Source organism: Bartonella sp. AP258QHHD, from assembly GCF_042196145.1.
In the GTDB taxonomy this organism is placed as follows: Bacteria; Pseudomonadota; Alphaproteobacteria; order Rhizobiales; family Rhizobiaceae; genus Bartonella.
In genome coordinates, this window is record NZ_JBHIPR010000019.1 from 26,554 (window position 1) to 45,567 (window position 19,014).

At 39.6% G+C, this 19,014-nt stretch carries 12 protein-coding genes; 6 read left to right on the forward strand and 6 right to left on the reverse strand.

Annotated elements, in window-relative coordinates:
* Window positions 1-138: 138 nt before the first annotated feature.
* The 4 genes from ACFIMM_RS02535 to acs form a co-directional block, all read right to left on the reverse strand.
* Window positions 139-807 carry a YdcF family protein gene (locus ACFIMM_RS02535; RefSeq protein ID WP_375632077.1) on the reverse strand — a complete coding sequence of 223 codons (669 nt, stop codon included), beginning with the start codon at window positions 805-807 and terminating at the stop codon, window positions 139-141.
* Window positions 808-811: 4 nt separating this feature from the next.
* On the reverse strand, window positions 812-1,765 hold the full coding sequence (locus ACFIMM_RS02540) for a cell division protein FtsX (RefSeq protein ID WP_375611715.1): 954 nt from the start codon (window positions 1,763-1,765) through the stop codon (window positions 812-814).
* A complete protein-coding gene (gene ftsE / locus ACFIMM_RS02545) occupies window positions 1,758-2,417 on the reverse strand; it encodes a cell division ATP-binding protein FtsE (protein ID WP_273723097.1) in 660 nt (219 codons plus the stop codon). The genes ACFIMM_RS02540 and ftsE overlap by 8 nt, the downstream gene beginning before the upstream one ends.
* 535 nt (window positions 2,418-2,952) lie before the next feature.
* Window positions 2,953-4,896, reverse strand: a complete 1,944-nt coding sequence (acs, locus tag ACFIMM_RS02550) for an acetate--CoA ligase (RefSeq protein WP_375692596.1) — start codon at window positions 4,894-4,896, stop codon at window positions 2,953-2,955.
* A 1,549-nt stretch (window positions 4,897-6,445) separates the two neighbouring features.
* Here acs and ACFIMM_RS02555 point away from each other — a divergent pair.
* On the forward strand, window positions 6,446-6,802 hold the full coding sequence (locus tag ACFIMM_RS02555) for a hypothetical protein (RefSeq protein ID WP_375682654.1): 357 nt from the start codon (window positions 6,446-6,448) through the stop codon (window positions 6,800-6,802).
* 87 nt (window positions 6,803-6,889) lie between these two features.
* On the opposite strand, the gene ACFIMM_RS02560 is transcribed toward ACFIMM_RS02555, so the two are convergent.
* Window positions 6,890-7,579: a YggS family pyridoxal phosphate-dependent enzyme gene (locus ACFIMM_RS02560; RefSeq protein ID WP_375682653.1), complete on the reverse strand. Its 690-nt coding sequence runs from the start codon at window positions 7,577-7,579 to the stop codon at window positions 6,890-6,892.
* 166 nt (window positions 7,580-7,745) lie between these two features.
* Between ACFIMM_RS02560 and leuS the strand changes: the two genes are divergently transcribed.
* Both leuS and lptE read left to right on the forward strand, forming a co-directional pair.
* Complete coding sequence (gene leuS, locus ACFIMM_RS02565) at window positions 7,746-10,388, forward strand: leucine--tRNA ligase (protein ID WP_375682652.1); 2,643 nt, start codon at window positions 7,746-7,748, stop codon at window positions 10,386-10,388.
* Window positions 10,375-10,983, forward strand: coding sequence for an LPS assembly lipoprotein LptE (lptE, locus tag ACFIMM_RS02570; protein WP_375682651.1), 609 nt, complete (start codon window positions 10,375-10,377; stop codon window positions 10,981-10,983). The genes leuS and lptE overlap by 14 nt, the downstream gene beginning before the upstream one ends.
* On the opposite strand, the gene fsa is transcribed toward lptE, so the two are convergent.
* Window positions 10,980-11,633 (reverse strand): fructose-6-phosphate aldolase, encoded by a 654-nt coding sequence (gene fsa / locus ACFIMM_RS02575; protein WP_375621021.1) that lies wholly within the window; start codon window positions 11,631-11,633, stop codon window positions 10,980-10,982. The two genes, lptE and fsa, sit on opposite strands and share 4 nt — an antisense overlap.
* Before the next feature lie 2,031 nt (window positions 11,634-13,664).
* On the opposite strand from fsa, the gene ACFIMM_RS02580 reads away from it, so the two are divergent.
* The 3 genes from ACFIMM_RS02580 (at window position 13,665) to atpA (ending at window position 19,010) form a co-directional block, all read left to right on the forward strand.
* Window positions 13,665-15,872 (forward strand): primosomal protein N', encoded by a 2,208-nt coding sequence (locus ACFIMM_RS02580; RefSeq protein WP_375682650.1) that lies wholly within the window; start codon window positions 13,665-13,667, stop codon window positions 15,870-15,872.
* A 1,021-nt stretch (window positions 15,873-16,893) separates the two neighbouring features.
* Window positions 16,894-17,475: an ATP synthase F1 subunit delta gene (atpH, locus tag ACFIMM_RS02585; RefSeq protein WP_375682649.1), complete on the forward strand. Its 582-nt coding sequence runs from the start codon at window positions 16,894-16,896 to the stop codon at window positions 17,473-17,475.
* Window positions 17,475-19,010 (forward strand): F0F1 ATP synthase subunit alpha, encoded by a 1,536-nt coding sequence (gene atpA / locus ACFIMM_RS02590; protein ID WP_375611722.1) that lies wholly within the window; start codon window positions 17,475-17,477, stop codon window positions 19,008-19,010. The genes atpH and atpA overlap by 1 nt, the downstream gene beginning before the upstream one ends.
* The last annotated feature ends 4 nt before the right edge of the window (window positions 19,011-19,014 follow it).

Genomic DNA, 19,014 nt, shown 5'->3' on the forward strand with positions numbered 1-19,014 from the left:
TGCATTGGGATGTTCTGCGTTGTATGAGGATAAGCTCTGTCGAGCTTTTATAGAGGCAACTCGTGTGGAAGGGTATGAAAGAAAGGTATGAAGAGGTTCGTGGGTGGCAAGGTTTTTAAAAAGTCAGAAGGATAAAGATTAGAATGCGGTTCTGATATAGACTTGGAGCGTTTTAATATATTGGAATATAAGAATGCGGATTTGATTGATCTGTTGTATTGCGCTTTCAGCATTGTTCTTTTTAACAGGATAGGCAATGAAATGGATATCAGGCATTAAATATTTAAGTTCTCGCATTGAGCGCCACACATGGTAATCATGGGTGACGATATAAAGGGTTTTATAGTGGTGTTTTTTGATCCAATCGGCGCTTTCTTTAGCATTTCCTCTGGTGTTAATCGCTTGATGCCCGATGTCAATACAACAGGAGATAAGCCGTGGGGTAATATGCATGTTGTGCATGAGACTTTTCAGATTGGTTGTGGTGTTTACGCCACTGATGAGGAGACGTGAACCAAGCCCCCTTTGTAAGAGATTAAGTCCTGTCTCTATTCGGTTTTCTCCGCCTGTAAGCACGATAATGGCATCCGCTTTGGGGAGAGGTGTTGGGGGAGAGAGTCGTTCAGTTTTTTCAGAAAAAATAATAAAACCGCCCCAGAAAATTAAAACAATGATTGAAAGAGTAAGGGTTGTCGGTGGAAAATAGCGAAATAAAAAGCAGGGAGACCAATTATTATAGTGGGTCCGTTTTGGAAGAGGACGTTCTAAATTGTTTTGCGTCAATGAGTTGAAAGTATTGTAAGTCATAAAATTAAAATAAACCGTTTTCACATTGATCAATTTTTTTCAGTTGCGCTAAAATAGTCATGCGGTTTGTAAGGGTGGTGAGAAAAGAAACGAAAATAATAAGAAAAATGATTTTTCCGTAGGGGATGGAACTTATGGAAAGATGTCCAAACAAAGCTGTTACTTGGCTAGCTTCTACTCTTCCCAAGTTATAATTCGTCCAGAGACAAAAGGCTGAAAATAGAAATATGCTTGTGAGACCACCATATAAAGCACCACGCAGCGCAGTTTTAAAAAAATGCCAGTCAAATTGGCGAGCAATGAAAAGAGTTTCAGTACCAAGGAAATATAAGACATTGATAATATGTGTATTTTCTGCCAATGCATTGCGGGTGGCAAAAATGATGGTGAGGATAAGAGAGCCTAAAACCAATGCTAAAATTGAAAAACCAATGAAAACAGTGGTGTGTGCCATGGTCGCAAAACGATGAACCCAAACACGGTGATCATCAAATTGACCTCCTGGAATTTGGGTTTTAATGGCGTGATTAATGGCTGCAAAATTGATTTTTTCATCTCTCTTCAGGGTCACAATGATGAGGCGGGGAAGGGGTAGTTCATTGACATTGAAGCCTGTTCCAAGCCATGGCTCCAGTAACTTTTCTGTAGCTTTTTGGTCAACAATTTTTGCATCTTGTACACCAGAAAATGTTTTAACCAATTGTACGGCATCACGGAGTGCTTTGTTGATATCAACATTGTCAATGGGGCGTATTTGTATTGTTGCTTCATAGCTAATCTGATTACTCCAATTTTGGGCGGCACGTTGGACCAAATCAACACCGATTAAGGTGAGGCTTGAAAGAAATGTCATAATAGCAATCACGGCAACTAATGCTTTTCCAGAAATATTACCACTGGGAATAATCGCTGTTGTATTTTTTTTATTGCTTGTAAAAATGGGGAAAGACTTATTCATGAATCGTCATCCGTCCGTTATGGAGAAGCATACGCCGTGCTGCAACTTGTTCCATTAAGGCAATATCATGGGTGGCAATGATAACAGCCGTTCCAAAACGGTTTAATTCAATAAACAAACGGAGGAGGCGTTTTGCCAAGGGCGGATCGACATTTCCGGTGGGTTCATCGGCAAGTAGAATTTCAGGTTGATCAATGAGTGCGCGTGCAATGGCTACCCTTTGTTTTTCCCCACCGGAAAGAACCGGTGGTAAAACATGAATATGATCTCCAAGACCTACCCAACAGAGAAGATCTTCCACTTCACTGCGATAGGTTGCTTCTTCTTGTCCTTTAATGCGTAAAGGTAAGGAGACATTTTCATAAGTGGTCATGTGGTCGAGTAAACGAAAATCTTGAAAAACCACCCCGATACGTTGTCGCAGCGCAGGGAGCTCTTGTCGTTTGAGTAATGCTGTGTCTGTTCCAAAGAGATCAATATGACCGCGGGTGGGTTTGAGTGCTAAAAACATAAGACGCATCAGCGACGTTTTCCCTGCTCCAGAGGCACCTGTGAGAAATTGAAATGATCCAGGAGGAATATGAAAGCTAATATCACGAAGGACCTCAGGGCCCATTCCATAGCGTAGGCCGACATTTTCAAAATGAATCACTTTTTATTATTACTCCTGATTTTATATTGCATCATTTATTCTAAAAACTCTTACTTTCATTGCTTTAGATTTTTGTTGTAAGCTTGTTTATTTTAGATTTCATGGTTTTCAATATTTTTTATACACCCTCGTTATAGATAAATATTTTTGCTCAAGAATATTATCACTTATACTTTCTTTTTTTAGCCTTATTTATGATTTTAGCAGGAATTTCAAAGGGATTCTAGCATAAACATCAGAACTATTTTTCCTTCTTACTCAGAGGCTTTTTTTGCATTGAGTGGACATTAGGTGATTTTAAAAAGCTATGTTGCTCTTTTTATCTTACTTTCTTATTCTTGTTCGCATCCCAATCCTGAGGTTTTTGCTTAAATTATTTCTTACCTGTTATGAAAAAAAGCGTTTGTTGTTAGAATGATTGAGCTTCTCGTGAATTGTTTTATTTTTTATTCTCCTCGGTGGTTTTCGTAATAATGCTGAGATAATTTTAGCAAAAAAAACAAAAACCACCGTATGTTGTATTGCGTCGTGTTTTTTAGTTTTGTCGGTTGGCAATCAGATCTTCAACAACTTGTGGTTCGGCAAGGGTTGAAATATCTCCGAGAGTATCAAAATCGTTTTCAGCGATTTTTCGTAAAATACGTCTCATAATTTTCCCTGATCGCGTTTTGGGAAGCTGCGGAGCAAACTGAATTTTATCCAATATGGCAATAGAGCCTATTTCTTGTCTCACATGCTTGATAAGGTCTTTTTGCAATTCTTCACTTGGCGCTGTTCCTTCCATGAGGGTCACAAAACTATAAATTCCTTGTCCTTTAATGGGATGCGGGTAACCCACAATAGCTGCTTCTGATACAGAGGGATGAGAAACAAGAGCTGATTCAATTTCAGCGGTTCCTAATCTGTGCCCCGAGACATTGAGAATGTCATCAACTCGTCCTGTGATCCAATAATAACCGTCGCTATCGCGCCTACAGCTATCGCCTGAAAAATATTTTCCTTTATAGGAGGAAAAATAAGTTTGAATAAAGCGTTCATGATCCTTATAAAGTGTGCGCATTTGTCCGGGCCATGAATCACTGATACAAAGAGTGCCTTCTGCTTCACCTTCTAAAACATTGCCTTGGGCATCAACAATTTGGGGTTGAACACCAAAGAAAGGACGTGTGGCCGATCCTGCTTTGAGGGGGGTTGCACCAGGCAAGGGTGTGATCATATGCCCTCCTGTTTCCGTTTGCCACCATGTATCGAGAATCGGACAACGGTCATTTCCAATTATATGATAAAACCATTCCCATGCTTCTGGGTTAATAGGTTCTCCTACTGTGCCTAAAAGACGCAACGACGTCCTGTCTGAGTGTTCAACAAACGAATTTCCTGCTCCCATTAAGGCGCGGATAGCTGTTGGTGCGGTGTAGAGTGTATTGACTTGATGCTTGTCGACAATTTCCCAGAATCTGCCTTTGTCAGGAAAGGTTGGTGTGCCTTCAAACATTAAAGTGGTCGCACCATTACATAAAGGTCCATAAACCAAGTAAGAATGGCCGGTTATCCAACCAATATCAGCCGTACACCAGTAAACTTCATCGGGGTGGTAATCAAAAACATATTGGTGAGTCATCGAGGCAAAAACAAGATAGCCTGCTGTGGTATGCAAAACACCTTTAGGTTTGCCGGTGGAGCCTGAAGTATAAAGAATAAAAAGCGGATCTTCAGCGTTCATTGGTTCTGGTGGACAAGCTGTTTTGGCATGAGCTATCTCTTCGTGGTACCAAAAATCACGTCCCTCTATCCATTGAATGGGTCCACAAGTCCGCCGTATAACCATGACTTGGTCCACATGCACGTTTTGGCGCGCTGCTATCTCAATAGCATGGTCAACGTTGTCTTTTAAGTTAATCCGTTTGCCGCCACGCAAGCCGTGATCAGCGGTAATCATAAAGGTTGATTCACAGTCAACAAGGCGTCCTGCTATTGCTTCAGCAGAAAAGCCTGCAAAAATAACCGAATGAATGGCTCCAATGCGAGCACAAGCAAGCATAGCATAGGCTGCTTCGGGAATCATAGGAAGATAAATGGTTACTTTATCGCCTTTCTTAATGCCACGACTTTTCAAAAGATTAGCAAAACGACAAACATGTTCATAAAGCTCGTTATAGGTTATTTTTTTATCATGATAAGGATTATCTCCTTCCCAAATGAGCGCGATTTTGTCTCCATGGGTTTTCAGGTGGCGATCAATGCAATTATAGGCAACATTTGTTATCCCATCTTCGTACCATTGAATTGATACATCATCATTAAAAGAAGTGTTTTTTACTTTTGTAAAAGGTTTAAACCATTCAATGCGTTGACCATGTTTGGCCCAGAAGCTTTCTGGATCATTGATGCTTTCTCGATACCATTGTTGATAAGTTTCCTCATCGAGTAAAGTATTTTTTTTGCTCTCTTCTGATATTGGATAAATTTTTTCAGTCATGTTTCCCTCTTTTTATTGTTTGGAAAAATCTGCCTCTGTATTTTTGTATGGTTATATTTGTGGCAGAGTTTTCCCAAAAGCTTTTCATTATGAGGTTAGACTAAATGACAAAGATTAGAATAGTCAATTTTTAAATCTGATACGTTTTTCTTAAAAAGGTATTTTATGCTTTTAAGATATTCAAATATGGCAAAGACTATTGCGGTATAGAGCTTTTTATAAACGCACAAAGATATTAAAAAAATATCCTATAAAGGAGAGGGAATGAGAATGCTTTTTAAAAGAATAAATTTACTAAATATTAATATAAACCAAAATATCTACATAAACTATCAAAAATAATGAACATAATTACTGTATATAATGTTGTTTTTATAGCTACTTTCCAACTGTAACCACCAATTTTTTTAAAACCAATAGCATATATAGGGATGAATACAAAGAGAATGCAAAACAGCCTTATTATTTCATAACGAATATTCATTATAAAAAATCCTAAATTATAATAGGTGATCCGTAATAGATATCTCTGAAAAATATTTTGTCCATAGATATTTGGTATATTCTTTCCAATATTTACAAAAATACTAATTTCAGAGATATCTTTGTCGCTATTCTCTATAAATTAGAACCAACATTCACGACCTTTTTCTATAAAGCCCAAAGATCATCTGCTAAGAATCCACCTGCGGCGCCTAAGAGTCTACCTGTAAATGCACCCGCTGGTCTTCCAGTTATACCACCTAGAATTGCTCTGCCTATTCCTCCATCAAAAGCTCCATGCCAACCCTCTTGCGCCTATGTGAGACATAAAATCATTAGTACTACATGTATTTCCATAAATGATAGGTGTTGAATCATGTATCGTATAAGTTAAACCTGAACCAAAATGTTTCAGTTTAATACTCCTAATATTATCTACATTAAAAATATTAATCATAATTATACATTTCAAATGTCTATCACGTATTTTTAGAGAAATTACAAATATAAACTTTAAAAATGGTGATAAAAATACTGTAATAAATAATAACTATATTGTATTAATACTTTTTTATGTGTGAAATCTTCTTCTTAAGAAGATAATAATATTACTTATAAATTTTTAAAATATAAGTAATGACACCATGTTTTTCTTAATTAAAGTTTAAATTTAGAAAAATTGCGTGTATGAAAAGTTGAAGTTTTTCTCTTTGTTTAAGAGAACGACAAAGGAATAACGGCGAAGGAATATCGTTATTGAAATCGGTTTCATTACCATTGTTTTGCCTGCATGTATTATGCGCATATGCTTGGGATTAGTTCTTTTATTTTTCAGGCGGATATTGACTGTATTTACGCTTTGTAGAGCATAGAAAGCCTCTATGCTATCGTTGATCTTATAGATTGCTAGCATGTTGTTTAGCGCGGCTCTTGGTGCTCTATTGGGTATTTGAGATGTTTATTTTGCTCAAGTGACTTACATGAAAGAGTTTTGTTATTGTATTATGCAGCCATAAGCCTCTTTTGCCTGCTTTACGCCATTGGCATGCGGGGAAATTGTTTACGCATGTTGGAGAAGTTAAGAGAATGCGTGATTTTCAATGAAAATCATTGCGATAATCGTATTCAATATTCTTTTGCTATTAGTGATTTTGCGACAGTTTTTTCATTCATGCTCAACGCCCCTCTTATCATTTTGCTTTTATATAAGGATTTATTTTTTATGTTGCTTTTGCTGGAGAGGCGTTCAGAGGGGAGTAAAGTAGAGCCAATATGCGAGAATATGAGAGCCAAATTGCAATGCTATCTTGAAGCTATTGTATGTGCCGGTGAGAAATTTGAGAAGACCAGCTTTTTTGCTTATTTTGCTAACAGGATGAAAGAGGGGCTAGAATCTTTTTTGCTAGAATTGCTCTTTTATTGATATTGAAGGAAATATTTTTTCTCATTTCTGCTGTTTTTGGCTTGTTCGTAGAATTTTCAATGGGAATTTATATGAGGGAAAATTGCTTTACACAGGGCGTTTTCCAAATAAAGCAGAGCCAATGCGAAGGACATTAGAGCCAAACTGTAGAGCGGTTTTGAAGTCACTGGACATGCCCATGGAAAGCTTTGGAAGACCTGCTTGTTTTGCTAATTTTGCCAAGAGCGCGAAATAGGGGCCGGGGTTTTCGTCGACAGGGGGAATGCCCATAAGTCCGATGATATCAAGTCCATAATTGTTTTTGCATTGGTTGACAAAAGATGTCGCTTCTTGCGGTGAGATACCACTTTTTTGCGGTTCTAAGCCAATGTTAACCTGAACATAGCAAGGAAGATGCCTTTTTTGCTTTTGCATTTCTTCCATCAAAACTTTGGCTATTTTTTCACGATCAACCGTTTGGATGACATCAAAAAGTTTGACAGCTTCAGCGGCTTTATTCGATTGTAGGGGACCGATGAGATGGAGTTTAATATTTTCAAATTGTTGACGTAAAGCAGGCCATTTTTGTGCTGCTTCTTGTACGCGGTTTTCTGCAAACAAAGATTGGCCTGCTTGCAAAAGGGGTCGTATATCAATAGCAGAAACAGTTTTTGAAACAGCGATAAGTTCAATTTCTTCTACAGGGCGTTGTAACTCTTGACATGTTTCAGCAATGTCTTTTTGAAGGTTTTGCCATGCTTCAACGGAAGGGGCATCAAGGGGTGTTTGTGTATTCATATTTTTGTGCTTTACCTTTTTTGTTCAAGAGTTGGTCGTTTTTTTTTAAAGTTTTATAAAATACTTAGGGAAATATTTCACGAAAATGTTGACGATGAGGTTAATCCATGGTCAAGCATAATAAAACAAGTTTTTGGTTCAGTTTTATTAAAAGAGTATAATGGGAATGACGATTGAGCATTATAAGATAGGCGAACGCTATAATCCACGGGCGAGAGAAAAAAAATGGCAAGAAATTTGGGATGAAAAGAAAATTTTTCAGACTGTCCAAGAAGATGCTCGTGAAAAATATTATGTTTTAGAGATGTTTCCTTATCCTTCTGGCCGTATTCACATGGGGCATGTGCGCAATTATGCCATGGGGGATGTGGTTGCACGCTATAAACGCGCCAAGGGGTTTAATGTGCTTCATCCCATGGGGTGGGATGCTTTTGGGATGCCGGCTGAAAATGCCGCTATGCAAAATAAAGTGCACCCTAAAACTTGGACCTATCAAAATATTGCGGTGATGCGTGGGCAATTAAAACAATTAGGGCTCTCGATAGATTGGACTCGGGAATTTGCGACTTGTGATGAGGAATATTACCACCGACAACAAATGTTGTTCCTTGATTTCTATCAAAAGGGGTTGGTAGCACGTAAAGTGGCTAAGGTGAATTGGGATCCTGTTGATCATACTGTTTTGGCCAATGAACAGGTTGTTGATGGGCGGGGATGGCGTTCTGGTGCGTTGGTTGAACAACGTGAGTTGACGCAGTGGTTTTTCAAAATTAGCGACTTTAGTGAAGATCTCTTGGCAGGGCTTGAAGAGCTGAACCAATGGCCGGAAAAAGTTCGCACCATGCAAAAAAACTGGATTGGAAAATCACAAGGTTTGCTGATTCGTTGGGCTTTAAAGTCGGCGGGTGATGCTGATGATGTTTGTGAGAAATTTGATGAGGTTGTTTGTTATTCAACGCGTCCTGATACACTGTTTGGCGCTTCCTTTTTGGCTCTGTCTGTTGATCATCCTATTGCACAAGCTTTGGCAAAAAAAGACAAAGCGTTGAGTGCTTTTATTGAAAATTGTCGGTGTGGGGGAACGACAACGGCAGCACTTGAAACAGCTGAAAAACAAGGGTTTCTCACGCCCCTTTTGGCTGTTCATCCTTTCGATTCAACAGTACATATTCCCGTTTATATCGCGAATTTTGTGCTTATGGACTATGGAACAGGGGTTGTTTTTGGTTGTCCAGCTCATGATCAGAGAGATTTCGATTTTGCGCGTAAATATGATCTTCCAATAAAACCCGTGGTTTTGCCAAAAGGAGAGCAAGCAGAAGATTTTGTCACACCTGAAACACCTTATACGGGTGATGGGGTGATGATCAATTCTAGTTTTTTGGATGGTTTGACACCCCGACAAGCTTTTGAAGAAGCTGCTAAAAAGCTTGAAAAACAAATGCTCAATGGGCAACCGCAAGGGAAGAAAACAGTGCAATTTCGTTTGCGTGATTGGGGGATTTCACGTCAACGTTATTGGGGGTGTCCCATTCCGATGATCCATTGTACAACTTGTGGGGTTGTTCCTGTTCCACGTGCCAATTTACCGGTTGTGTTGCCTGATGATGTTACTTTTGATCAACCAGGAAATCCTCTTGCACGACATGAAACATGGCAGAATGTTACTTGTCCTTCCTGTGGTCAACCTGCCAAACGCGAAACCGATACCATGGATACATTTGTTGACTCTTCTTGGTATTATGCACGCTTTACGGCTCCTTTTGCGCAGGAACCTGTCGACAAACAAGCAATCTCTGAATGGTTGCCTGTGCAACAATATATTGGTGGAATTGAGCATGCCATTTTGCATCTTCTTTATGCGCGCTTTTTTATGCGTGCCATGAAATTGGTCGGTCATGTGACGGTAGATGAGCCTTTTAAGGGGCTTTTTACCCAAGGGATGGTGGTGCATGAAACCTATCGAGATGATCAAGGGTGGGTTTCTCCAGCAGAAATTTCGATTGTTGAAAAAGATGGAAAGCGGTGTGCTTATAAATTAACCGATCAAAGTGAAGTGACGATTGGTTTGATTGAGAAAATGTCAAAATCAAAAAAGAATGTCGTTGATCCTGATGATATTATTGCATCTTATGGCGCTGATACTGTGCGTTGGTTTGTGTTGTCAGATTCTCCTCCCGAGCGGGATGTCATTTGGACAGAATCTGGTGTTGAAGGTGCACATCGCTTTGTACAGCGTGTTTGGCGCCATGTGGCTGTGAGTGCTTCTATTTTAAAGGATGTGGCGCCTTGTGCAGGGCATCAGGGAGCGGCTTTGGAACTCTCAAAGGTCGCACATCGCACGCTTTGCGCTGTAGAAGATGATTTGGAAAAATTCGCTTTTAATCGGGCTATTGCACGCCTTTATGAATTCTTGAATATTATGGCGCCGTTGTTAAATAGGATAGAAAGTGTTGACGATGAAATGAAAGCTTCTTTACGTCAAGCTATGGATTTTTTTCTTGCTATGATTGCACCCATGATGCCCCATTTAGCAGAAGAATGTCATGCTGCTTTAGGGGGAAAAAATTTAATATCTGCGCTTGCTTGGCCTATTTATGATCCCACGTTAACCGTTGCGGAATGCTATACTTTGCCAGTACAAATTAATGGTAAAAAACGTGGTGAGGTGAGCGTTGCAGCAACTGCTGATGAGGTGATGATTAAAGAAGCGGTTTTGGCGTTGGATTTTGTAAAGGCGCAGCTAATTGAAAAGCCTGTGAAAAAAATCATTGTTGTTCCACAAAGGATTGTGAATGTCGTTTTTTAGAAGTTCTATTCTTGTCATTTTAGCTGGTGTATTCACACTGTTGTGTGGATGCAAAGTTGAACCGCTTTACCGTCAAGAGTTGCAGAGTGCAATGACAATGGATTCTGCTTCTTATGGGAATCCTGCTTCTGGATACCCTTCTGGACAAGCTTCTTTGGGATTAGCGCAAAAGCTTGCTTCTATTGTTGTGGAAGAACCTTCGGATCGTTTTGGACAAATGGTGCGCAATCATCTGCTTTTTCTTTTGTATGGAAATGGTGGTAAACCTTCTCTACCTGCTTATCAATTGGCATTACAGATATCCGTCTTTACAAGAGAATCTATGCAGATAGAGGTTGATTTCGAGAAAAAGAGAAAGGGACGACCTTCTGTTGGAACTGTTATGAGCAGAGCTTCTTACACTTTGCAGGATATGAAAAATACTCTTGTTGCAAAAGGAACAGCAATGATGAATGCATCTTTTGAGCGACTTCGTCAAGAATATGCAACGCTGCAAGCAGAAGAAGATGCAAAAAAACGTGTTGCGGAAGAGTTGGCTGAACAGATCTTTTTGTTACTTTCAAAAGATCTTTCCAATAAAAATTCTAGATATTAAGCAATATTTTGTCCTGTTTTTTTCCAGTCGTCGAGGAATATTTGCAACCCTTTGTCGGTGAGAGGGTGTTTGACCAGTGCTTTTAAGATTGCTGGTGGAACTGTTGCAATGTCAGCACCACTGAGTGCTGCTTCTTTGACATGATTAACGGTGCGGATTGAAGCGGCCAAGATTTGTGTTTCAAAGTTATAGTTATCATAAATTGTGCGAATTTCATGAAGCAGTTCACTTCCATCATTTCCACAATCATCAAGTCTACCAATAAAAGGTGAAACGAATGTTGCGCCTGCTTTGGCGGCTAATAAGGCTTGATTGGCAGAAAAACAAAGTGTGAGATTTGTTTTTAGTCCTGCTGCTGTGAGGGCTTTACAGGCTTTTAATCCATCGAGTGTTAAAGGAAGCTTGATACAAATATTGTCGGCAACCTTTGCTAAAACAGCTGCTTCTTTCATCATGTTTTCAAATTCTGTTGCTGCAACTTCAGCAGAAACAGGTCCGCTAACGAGAGCACAAATTTCTTTTGTAACATCAAGAATATTGCGTCCTGATTTTAGGATAAGAGAGGGATTGGTTGTGACACCATCAACAAGGCTTAAATTCTGTAACTCTTGAATTTCTTCAATATTGGCGCTATCCACAAAAAATTTCATCTCTAACCTCTTCTTTTTAGCTTTATCCTATTTTTTGTTATGCGCTATTGTTGACTGCAAAAGCAAGAGAAAGAATTAATATCTGTGTAAAGAACAAGAATGCTATGGTGTTAATCATGTACCCGTTTTCGGTAAAGAAATATGATTTATCGTTTCCACACCTATTTCATAGTGTTGCTCGTGATAAGGCATAGAATTCATTGCGTACCAACATTTTTGCGTATTGGCATCTTTGCGTAGCGGTATTTTTATACTTATGAAAATAAGCTAGCATTATCACACACTTTGCTCATTTCCTATTTGCGATTGCTCTTGATATTTGAGAGTGTTCATAAGATGTCTTTCTTTTTCACGTGGTTTACGTTTAATTTTCTTTCACGTGTAAGCGAATGGATTCATTGTGTCGTAATAAAACACCATTGAAGAAGGCATGTAAAATTTTACGCATGAAGTATTTTATATGGTCAACATATTGATTTATAATGATAAATAATTGTTTAACTTGAATTATAACGCCAAAGACAGAAAGATTTTCTCATCACGTATTTTGCTTTATATTGAATCAATTAAAATCACTTGTTTGCACGTCATAAGAGGGGCAGGAATGTGGGGAATAAGTATTTCAGAAAGTACTCAAGATGCTTCTTATGAATCGTTTCAAGTGCCAAGGGGTTTGTTGCAACATCCATGAGCTGGCAAGGTGTGTGATGGTGCTGGTTTACTCTTTTGTGAGGTGTAAAGATGGTGGTGATCAGTGGATTTATCATTATACTATTCATGGTTTGCGTTGCGAAAAGGGCGTGGATTTGTATGAGAGTTTGATAAATATTTAGAGAAAGGAGCTGTATCTTATAAATTAGCTTACTTTAGGAGGGAGATATGAACCACATAAAGAGGTTGTAAGTCCGTTTAGGAAGCAGGATTATTTACAAAACATTATGTACAGGACATTATTTATAGATCGGCGGGGTTAAGAATCTTCATTTTTGAAATGTGGCGAGGACCCTGACTTATGATCATTGGAAGTTCCATAAGATGATGAGAAAAATGGGCTAAAATAGCGTTTAATGTCTTAGAAATTTCATTGGAAAGATCTTTTGACAATAAAAATCTGTATAAACAATTTTTTAACCCTATACTTTTGTACTGCATTGCATTGACTTATAAAGATAATTCACTTTTTGTATGTTGAATGAGAACCCCGAATATCGTAGATTTTCTCATTCTAAACCTGTTTGATGTTGAATCAATAAAAATCATTTTCTTGCAGGTGACAAACGGGAAGAGCCGTGGAGAGTGAAACTGTCCAAGAAAGAAGAGAAAATACCTTTTATGAATCATTTTAAGTGCCAAGGGGCTTGTTGCAACATCCACGAGCTGGCAAGGTGTGTGTTGGTACCGGATTATTGCTTGTATTGTTGCTTGATTCTCAATCAAACTGAAAGATGTACGCACGTGTTTTCACGCTTTGGCATGAAGCCAAGGTAAATATTGTAACGGCTCCATTTGCAATATTATTCTCCTTATAATTAAAATCATGGGATACTCTTTCATCACTAAGGATTTACAAATGTTCCTCGATGGGTTTGAAATGAGAAAAATTCATCGTATTGAGTTTTTTTTATTACAATAGGTAATAATGATGATTATATCTTTATAAATCAGTCTGTTGAAGATAAATTGAGATATGAGGCAGTAAAAAATAAAAGTGTGCGTTGGAAAAAAGTCATACTATGGGATCGCTTTGTTGAAGGACGCACTTACGATCTCGTGTTGAATGCTTAATAATGATGCGCTTTATTTGCACAGAAGAATGGTGCTGTTTTTTTGCTATAGAGTTTTTTGTTATAGACGATGATATTGGTCCTTTTATTGGTACTTTGGTGATGGAATGCGTGTTAAAAAGAATTTTTGTTAAAAAAGTGTTGTGATAGGGGGGAAAGATTGAATCCTGCAATGAATTTTATAAGAGTGTTTAAAGATAAGGTGTAGACTTGTTGGTGCTCAATAGGTCGTAGATTGGTTAAAAAGATGAATTCAAACATGATAGAGGAAAAGATTGTATCCGTATTGGTTCCTCTTCCTGTTGCTCACGCTTATAGTTATAAAGTTCCATCTTCTATGGAGGTGAACGTTGGTTCTTTTGTTCGGGTTCCGGTGATGGGACGCGAAGTTTGCGGTTTTGTTGTGGACGTTGAAGAAAAGAGAGCCGATGGGCAAGGGGCTGCACCTGTGGCGCGTGAAAAATTACGCTTTCTTCTTCATGTTTTTGATTGCCCCCCATTAAAGACAGAAATGATCACATTTTTGCGTTTTGTTAGTCGCTATACAATGGCACCTTTTGGTCTTGTTGCACGATTGGTTTTGTCTGTACCGGCTGCTTTAGAGCCGGAAGCGCAGATGCTGGGTTTGCGATATTGTGGTGGCAATGTAGAACGTCTCACACCAGCGCGATCACGGGTTTTGGAATTGGTGCGTAATGAGAAGATATGGACACGTTCTGGTCTGGCACATGCGGCTGGAACTTCGGTTTCTGTTGTTGCAGGTTTAAAAGCGCTAGGAATTTTTGAAGATGTTAAGGTTCCTGCTCCTGATCTTGTGGCAATGCCTGATCCTGATTTTTGTCCCCCTCAGTTGCAGGGAGCGCAAAATGAAGCAGCAACATTATTGCGGGAAGGTGTTTTATCTTCTCAGTTTCAAGTTTTTTTGCTTGATGGTGTGACTGGATCTGGAAAGACAGAAGTTTATTTTGAAGCGGTTGCTCAAGCCTTCAAAGGGGGTAAGCAGGTTTTAATTTTATTGCCGGAAATTGCTTTAACACAGCAGTTTTTAGATCGTTTTTATGCACGCTTTGGCGCTGCGGCAGCAGAATGGCATTCTGATTTGACGCCACGTCGTAGAGAACGCGTCTGGCGGCAAGTTGCAGAAGGGCGGGTGCGTGTCGTTGCGGGGGCTCGTTCGGCACTTTTTCTTCCCTTTCATGAGCTTGGCTTGATTGTTGTCGATGAAGAGCATGATAGCGCTTATAAACAAGAAGAGCGCATTTTTTATCATGCGCGTGATATGGCTGTTGCACGGGGCTCTTTTGAGCATTTTCCTGTTATTTTATCCTCAGCCACACCGTCGATTGAAAGCCAAGCCAATGTTTTAAAAGGGCGTTATCAAAAGGTGCATTTACCATCCCGTTTTAAAGAAGTCGCACTTCCACAGTTGCGGGTGGTTGATATGCGTCAAGGAGGGGTGCAAAAGGGGCGCTTTATTTCCTTTGCTCTTGAAAGAGCTTTAAAACAAACGCTTGATAAGGGTGAACAAGCTCTTCTTTTTCTTAATCGCCGTGGTTATGCACCTTTAACTTTATGCCGAATTTGCGGACATCGTTTTCATTGTAACGATTGTTCAAGTTGGTTGGTAGAACATCGCGCGCAAGGGCAACTGAAATGTCATCATTGTGGATATCATCAACCGCTTCCTGAAGCCTGTCCTGAATGTGGAACTTTAGATCATCTTGTAGCTTGTGGACCGGGTGTGGAAAGAATTGCAGAAGAAACAAAAATGCTTTTTCCACAGGCACGATCATTGATTCTTTCAACAGATCTTAAAGGAGGAATTGGGCAGTTGCGAAGCGAATTGCAAGCCATTGCCAATGGCGATGTGGACATTATTATTGGAACACAGTTGGTCGCTAAAGGACATCATTTTCCCAAGCTCTCTTTGGTTGGCGTTATTGATGCTGACCTTGGTCTTGCCAATGGCGATTTACGCGCAAGTGAACGTACCTATCAGCTGCTTTCTCAAGTTACCGGAAGAGCAGGGCGTGTGGGATTGAAAAGTTTAGGATTATTGCAAACTTATCAACCAGATCATCCGGTCATCAAAGCCTTACTTGCATGCCAGCCAGAAGATTTTTACACACGTGAGATTGCAGCGCGTCAGCATTATCATTTGCCCCCCTATGGGCGGCTTGCCTCTTTGATTGTGTCTGCACAACAGCGCCAAGCAGCAGAATATTATGCGCGCGCATTGCGTCAGGCAGCGCCACGGGAAAAAAATATCTCGGTTATGGGACCAGCAGAAGCGCCTTTGGCTTTGGTTCGGGGGCGTTATCGTTTTCGGCTTTTGCTGCAAGGACAGCGTTCTTTTGATATACAAGGGTTTATACGTGCAATGCTTAGCGGTACACCCAAAATGCCCAGTTCCGTTCGGGTTCAAATTGATATTGATCCGCAAAGTTTTTTCTAAAACCAGTATCGCATAAAGTGAAGGTCTCTTTGCTTAAGGTGCTTTACTTGAACTCTTATATTATTCAGAATAAGCATCCAGGCAGCAAAATATGATACATGTCCATTGCATTAAGTGGAGCCACGGGAAAAAATATCTTTGTTATAGAACCAGCAGAAGGGCCTCTCTTCTTCGAGGGCACTATCATTTCGGCTTTTACTTCTTTTTTGTATGAGGGACAGTATTCTTTTGATAGGCGGATTATAAGGGCTGAAAATGCTTAGTTGTACACCCAAAATACCCAATTCTATTCGCGTTCAAATTGATATTGATCTATGTTTCTTCTAAAATCAGTGCAATATAGTGCCATATAAAGTGAAGCTACGCGGGCTTAATGAAGGGCGTGATTTTGATAAAAAAATTTGAAAAGAGAGAATTTGTCGATATTTGAAGCTTATCCGGTATGAAAAATGATATATTATCATTATAAATCAATGTTTTGTATATTTAAAGAGTGTGCTTACAAGAAAATATTGCTTGGTGAAATTTTTTAAAAGGAGTGGGTATTTGAAGAAAAAAGATCAATGTTTTCTTTAATTTTTAGGAGGATATTCATTGTTTTTTCTTTCTTATCAGTTTGAAATAATAGACTTTTTCAATCGCAGCTGCATCTCATTAAAGGTCTTGTGGTGATAAAGGGAGTGTTTTTTTATGGTGACAAGAGCGTTTGGTGGCAAGGGCATTTGAAGAAAAATCAAAGAGAGTGAAAAAATCGCTCAGAGAATGTCAAAAAGAGGCATAAAAAAACTGTGATGCCATCCTGTATATCTAAAAAAAAATGCTTTTCAAAAATATTTTGAATATTTTATTAAAATTTTTAAAAAGCAGCGATTTGTGGTGTTGCGAGTCGGCTATGTCTATGCTAGAAACCAAGTGATTTTTGTTCTAGGTTTTAAGAAAAAGATTCTTAAGATTGAGAATGTCTGTTTCATTTCATCTGATAACTATCAGAGAGTCGCTCAAGGGAAAGAGGCGGTATTTCGTGTCGGATTCATTTTCTCTCATACCGCTGCCGTTGGTAGATCAACGCTATGCGCAAGCGCTTTTTGATTGCGTTCAAGAAGCCGGAAACGTTGAAAAGGTTGAAAAGGCAGTAGAGGATCTTTTGCTTGTTTTGGAGCATAAGGATTTAAAACGCTTTGTGCTTAGTCCATTCTTTTCAGTTAAAGAGCAAATTAAGGTGATGCAATCTGTTTGTGCAAACATCAAATTTGCTGATAAAAATGCAGGGCAGGTCATTGGTAATTTTTTACGCGTTATTGCCACAAACCGTAGGCTTAGTGCTGTATTTGGTATTTTACGTGCTTTCCAGCATTGTGTTGCACGCGCTCGTAGGCAGGTTACTGCGCAAATTGTTTCTGCGCGCGCCTTAAGTTCTCAACAAAGACAAGAGTTGTGTGAGGCTTTGGAAGGTGTTGTTGGAGGAAAAGTCTTGCTGCACATCGTTGTGGATCCAACAATTCTTGGTGGATTAATCGTTCGTGTGGGGTCGTCTCAAATTGATACGTCTCTTCTCACAAAATTGTCTTCACTTAAGCTTGCATTGAAAAAAGAGGTCAGCTGATGGATATTAGACCATCTGAAATTTCAAAAATTCTAAAAGAGCAAATCAAAAACTTTGACCAAAAGGCTGAGGTTTCAGAAATTGGTTGGGTTCTCTCTGTAGGGGATGGTATTGCTCGCGTTTATGGTTTGGATAATGTCCAAGCAGGGGAAATGGTCGCTTTTCCAAACGGTGTGCGTGGTATGGCACTCAATTTGGAAGTTGATAATGTTGGTGTGGTCATTTTTGGCTCAGATCGTGATATTCGTGAAGGTGATTGTGTAAAGCGGTTAGGTGCTATCGTCGATGTTCCTGTGGGTCCCGCTTTGCTTGGGCGTGTGGTTGATGCGTTGGGAAACCCTATCGATGGTAAGGGGCCCATTAAAGCAACAGAGCGTCGTCGTGTCGATGTTAAGGCTCCTGGAATTATTCCGCGTCAGTCTGTCCATGAACCGATGTCGACTGGATTGAAAGCGATTGACGCACTCATCCCTATTGGACGGGGGCAGCGTGAATTGGTGATTGGTGATCGCCAAACAGGAAAAACAGCAATTTTGCTCGATACATTTTTAAACCAAAAACCTTTTCATGAGACAGGGGCTGGACGAGAGCAAGACAAAGTTTATTGTATTTATGTGGCTATCGGTCAAAAACGTTCGACGGTGGCACAATTCGTTAAAGTTTTAGAAGAACGTGGAGCGCTGGAATATTCTATTATTGTTGCAGCGACCGCTTCTGATCCAGCACCACTGCAATTTATTGCACCTCTTGCTGGGTGTGCTATGGGTGAGTATTTCCGTGATAATGGGCAACATGCTTTGATTGGTTATGATGACTTATCAAAACAGGCGGTGGCGTATCGTCAAATGTCTCTTTTATTGCGTCGTCCTCCAGGTCGTGAAGCTTATCCGGGAGATGTTTTCTATCTGCATTCGCGTCTTTTAGAGCGGGCTGCGAAGTTGAATGCGGAAAATGGATCTGGGTCGTTGACAGCTTTGCCGGTTATTGAAACGCAAGCAAATGATGTTTCTGCCTATATTCCTACAAATGTGATTTCGATTACTGATGGGCAAATTTTTCTAGAGACTAATTTGTTTTATCAAGGAATTCGTCCTGCTGTAAATGTTGGTCTTTCTGTATCGCGTGTTGGTTCTGCTGCACAAATTAAGGCAATGAAGCAAGTTGCTGGCTCGATTAAAGGTGAATTGGCGCAATATCGTGAAATGGCAGCTTTTGCGCAGTTTGGCTCTGATTTGGATGCGTCAACCCAGCGTCTGTTAAATCGGGGTGCGCGTTTGACAGAGCTGTTGAAGCAGCCGCAATTTTCTCCGCTCAAAACAGAAGAACAGGTGGTGGTTATTTTCGCGGGTGTGAATGGCTATCTTGATGCTTTGGCGGTTTCTGATGTTGCGCGGTTTGAGCAGGGACTTTTAGTGCTTTTGCGTAGTGATTATCAAGATCTCTTAAAGGCAATTGCTGAGCAAAAGCAAATAACAGATGAGCTGAAAGATAAGTTGATAACTGTTCTTGATACTTATGCAAAAAATTTCTCGTGATGAA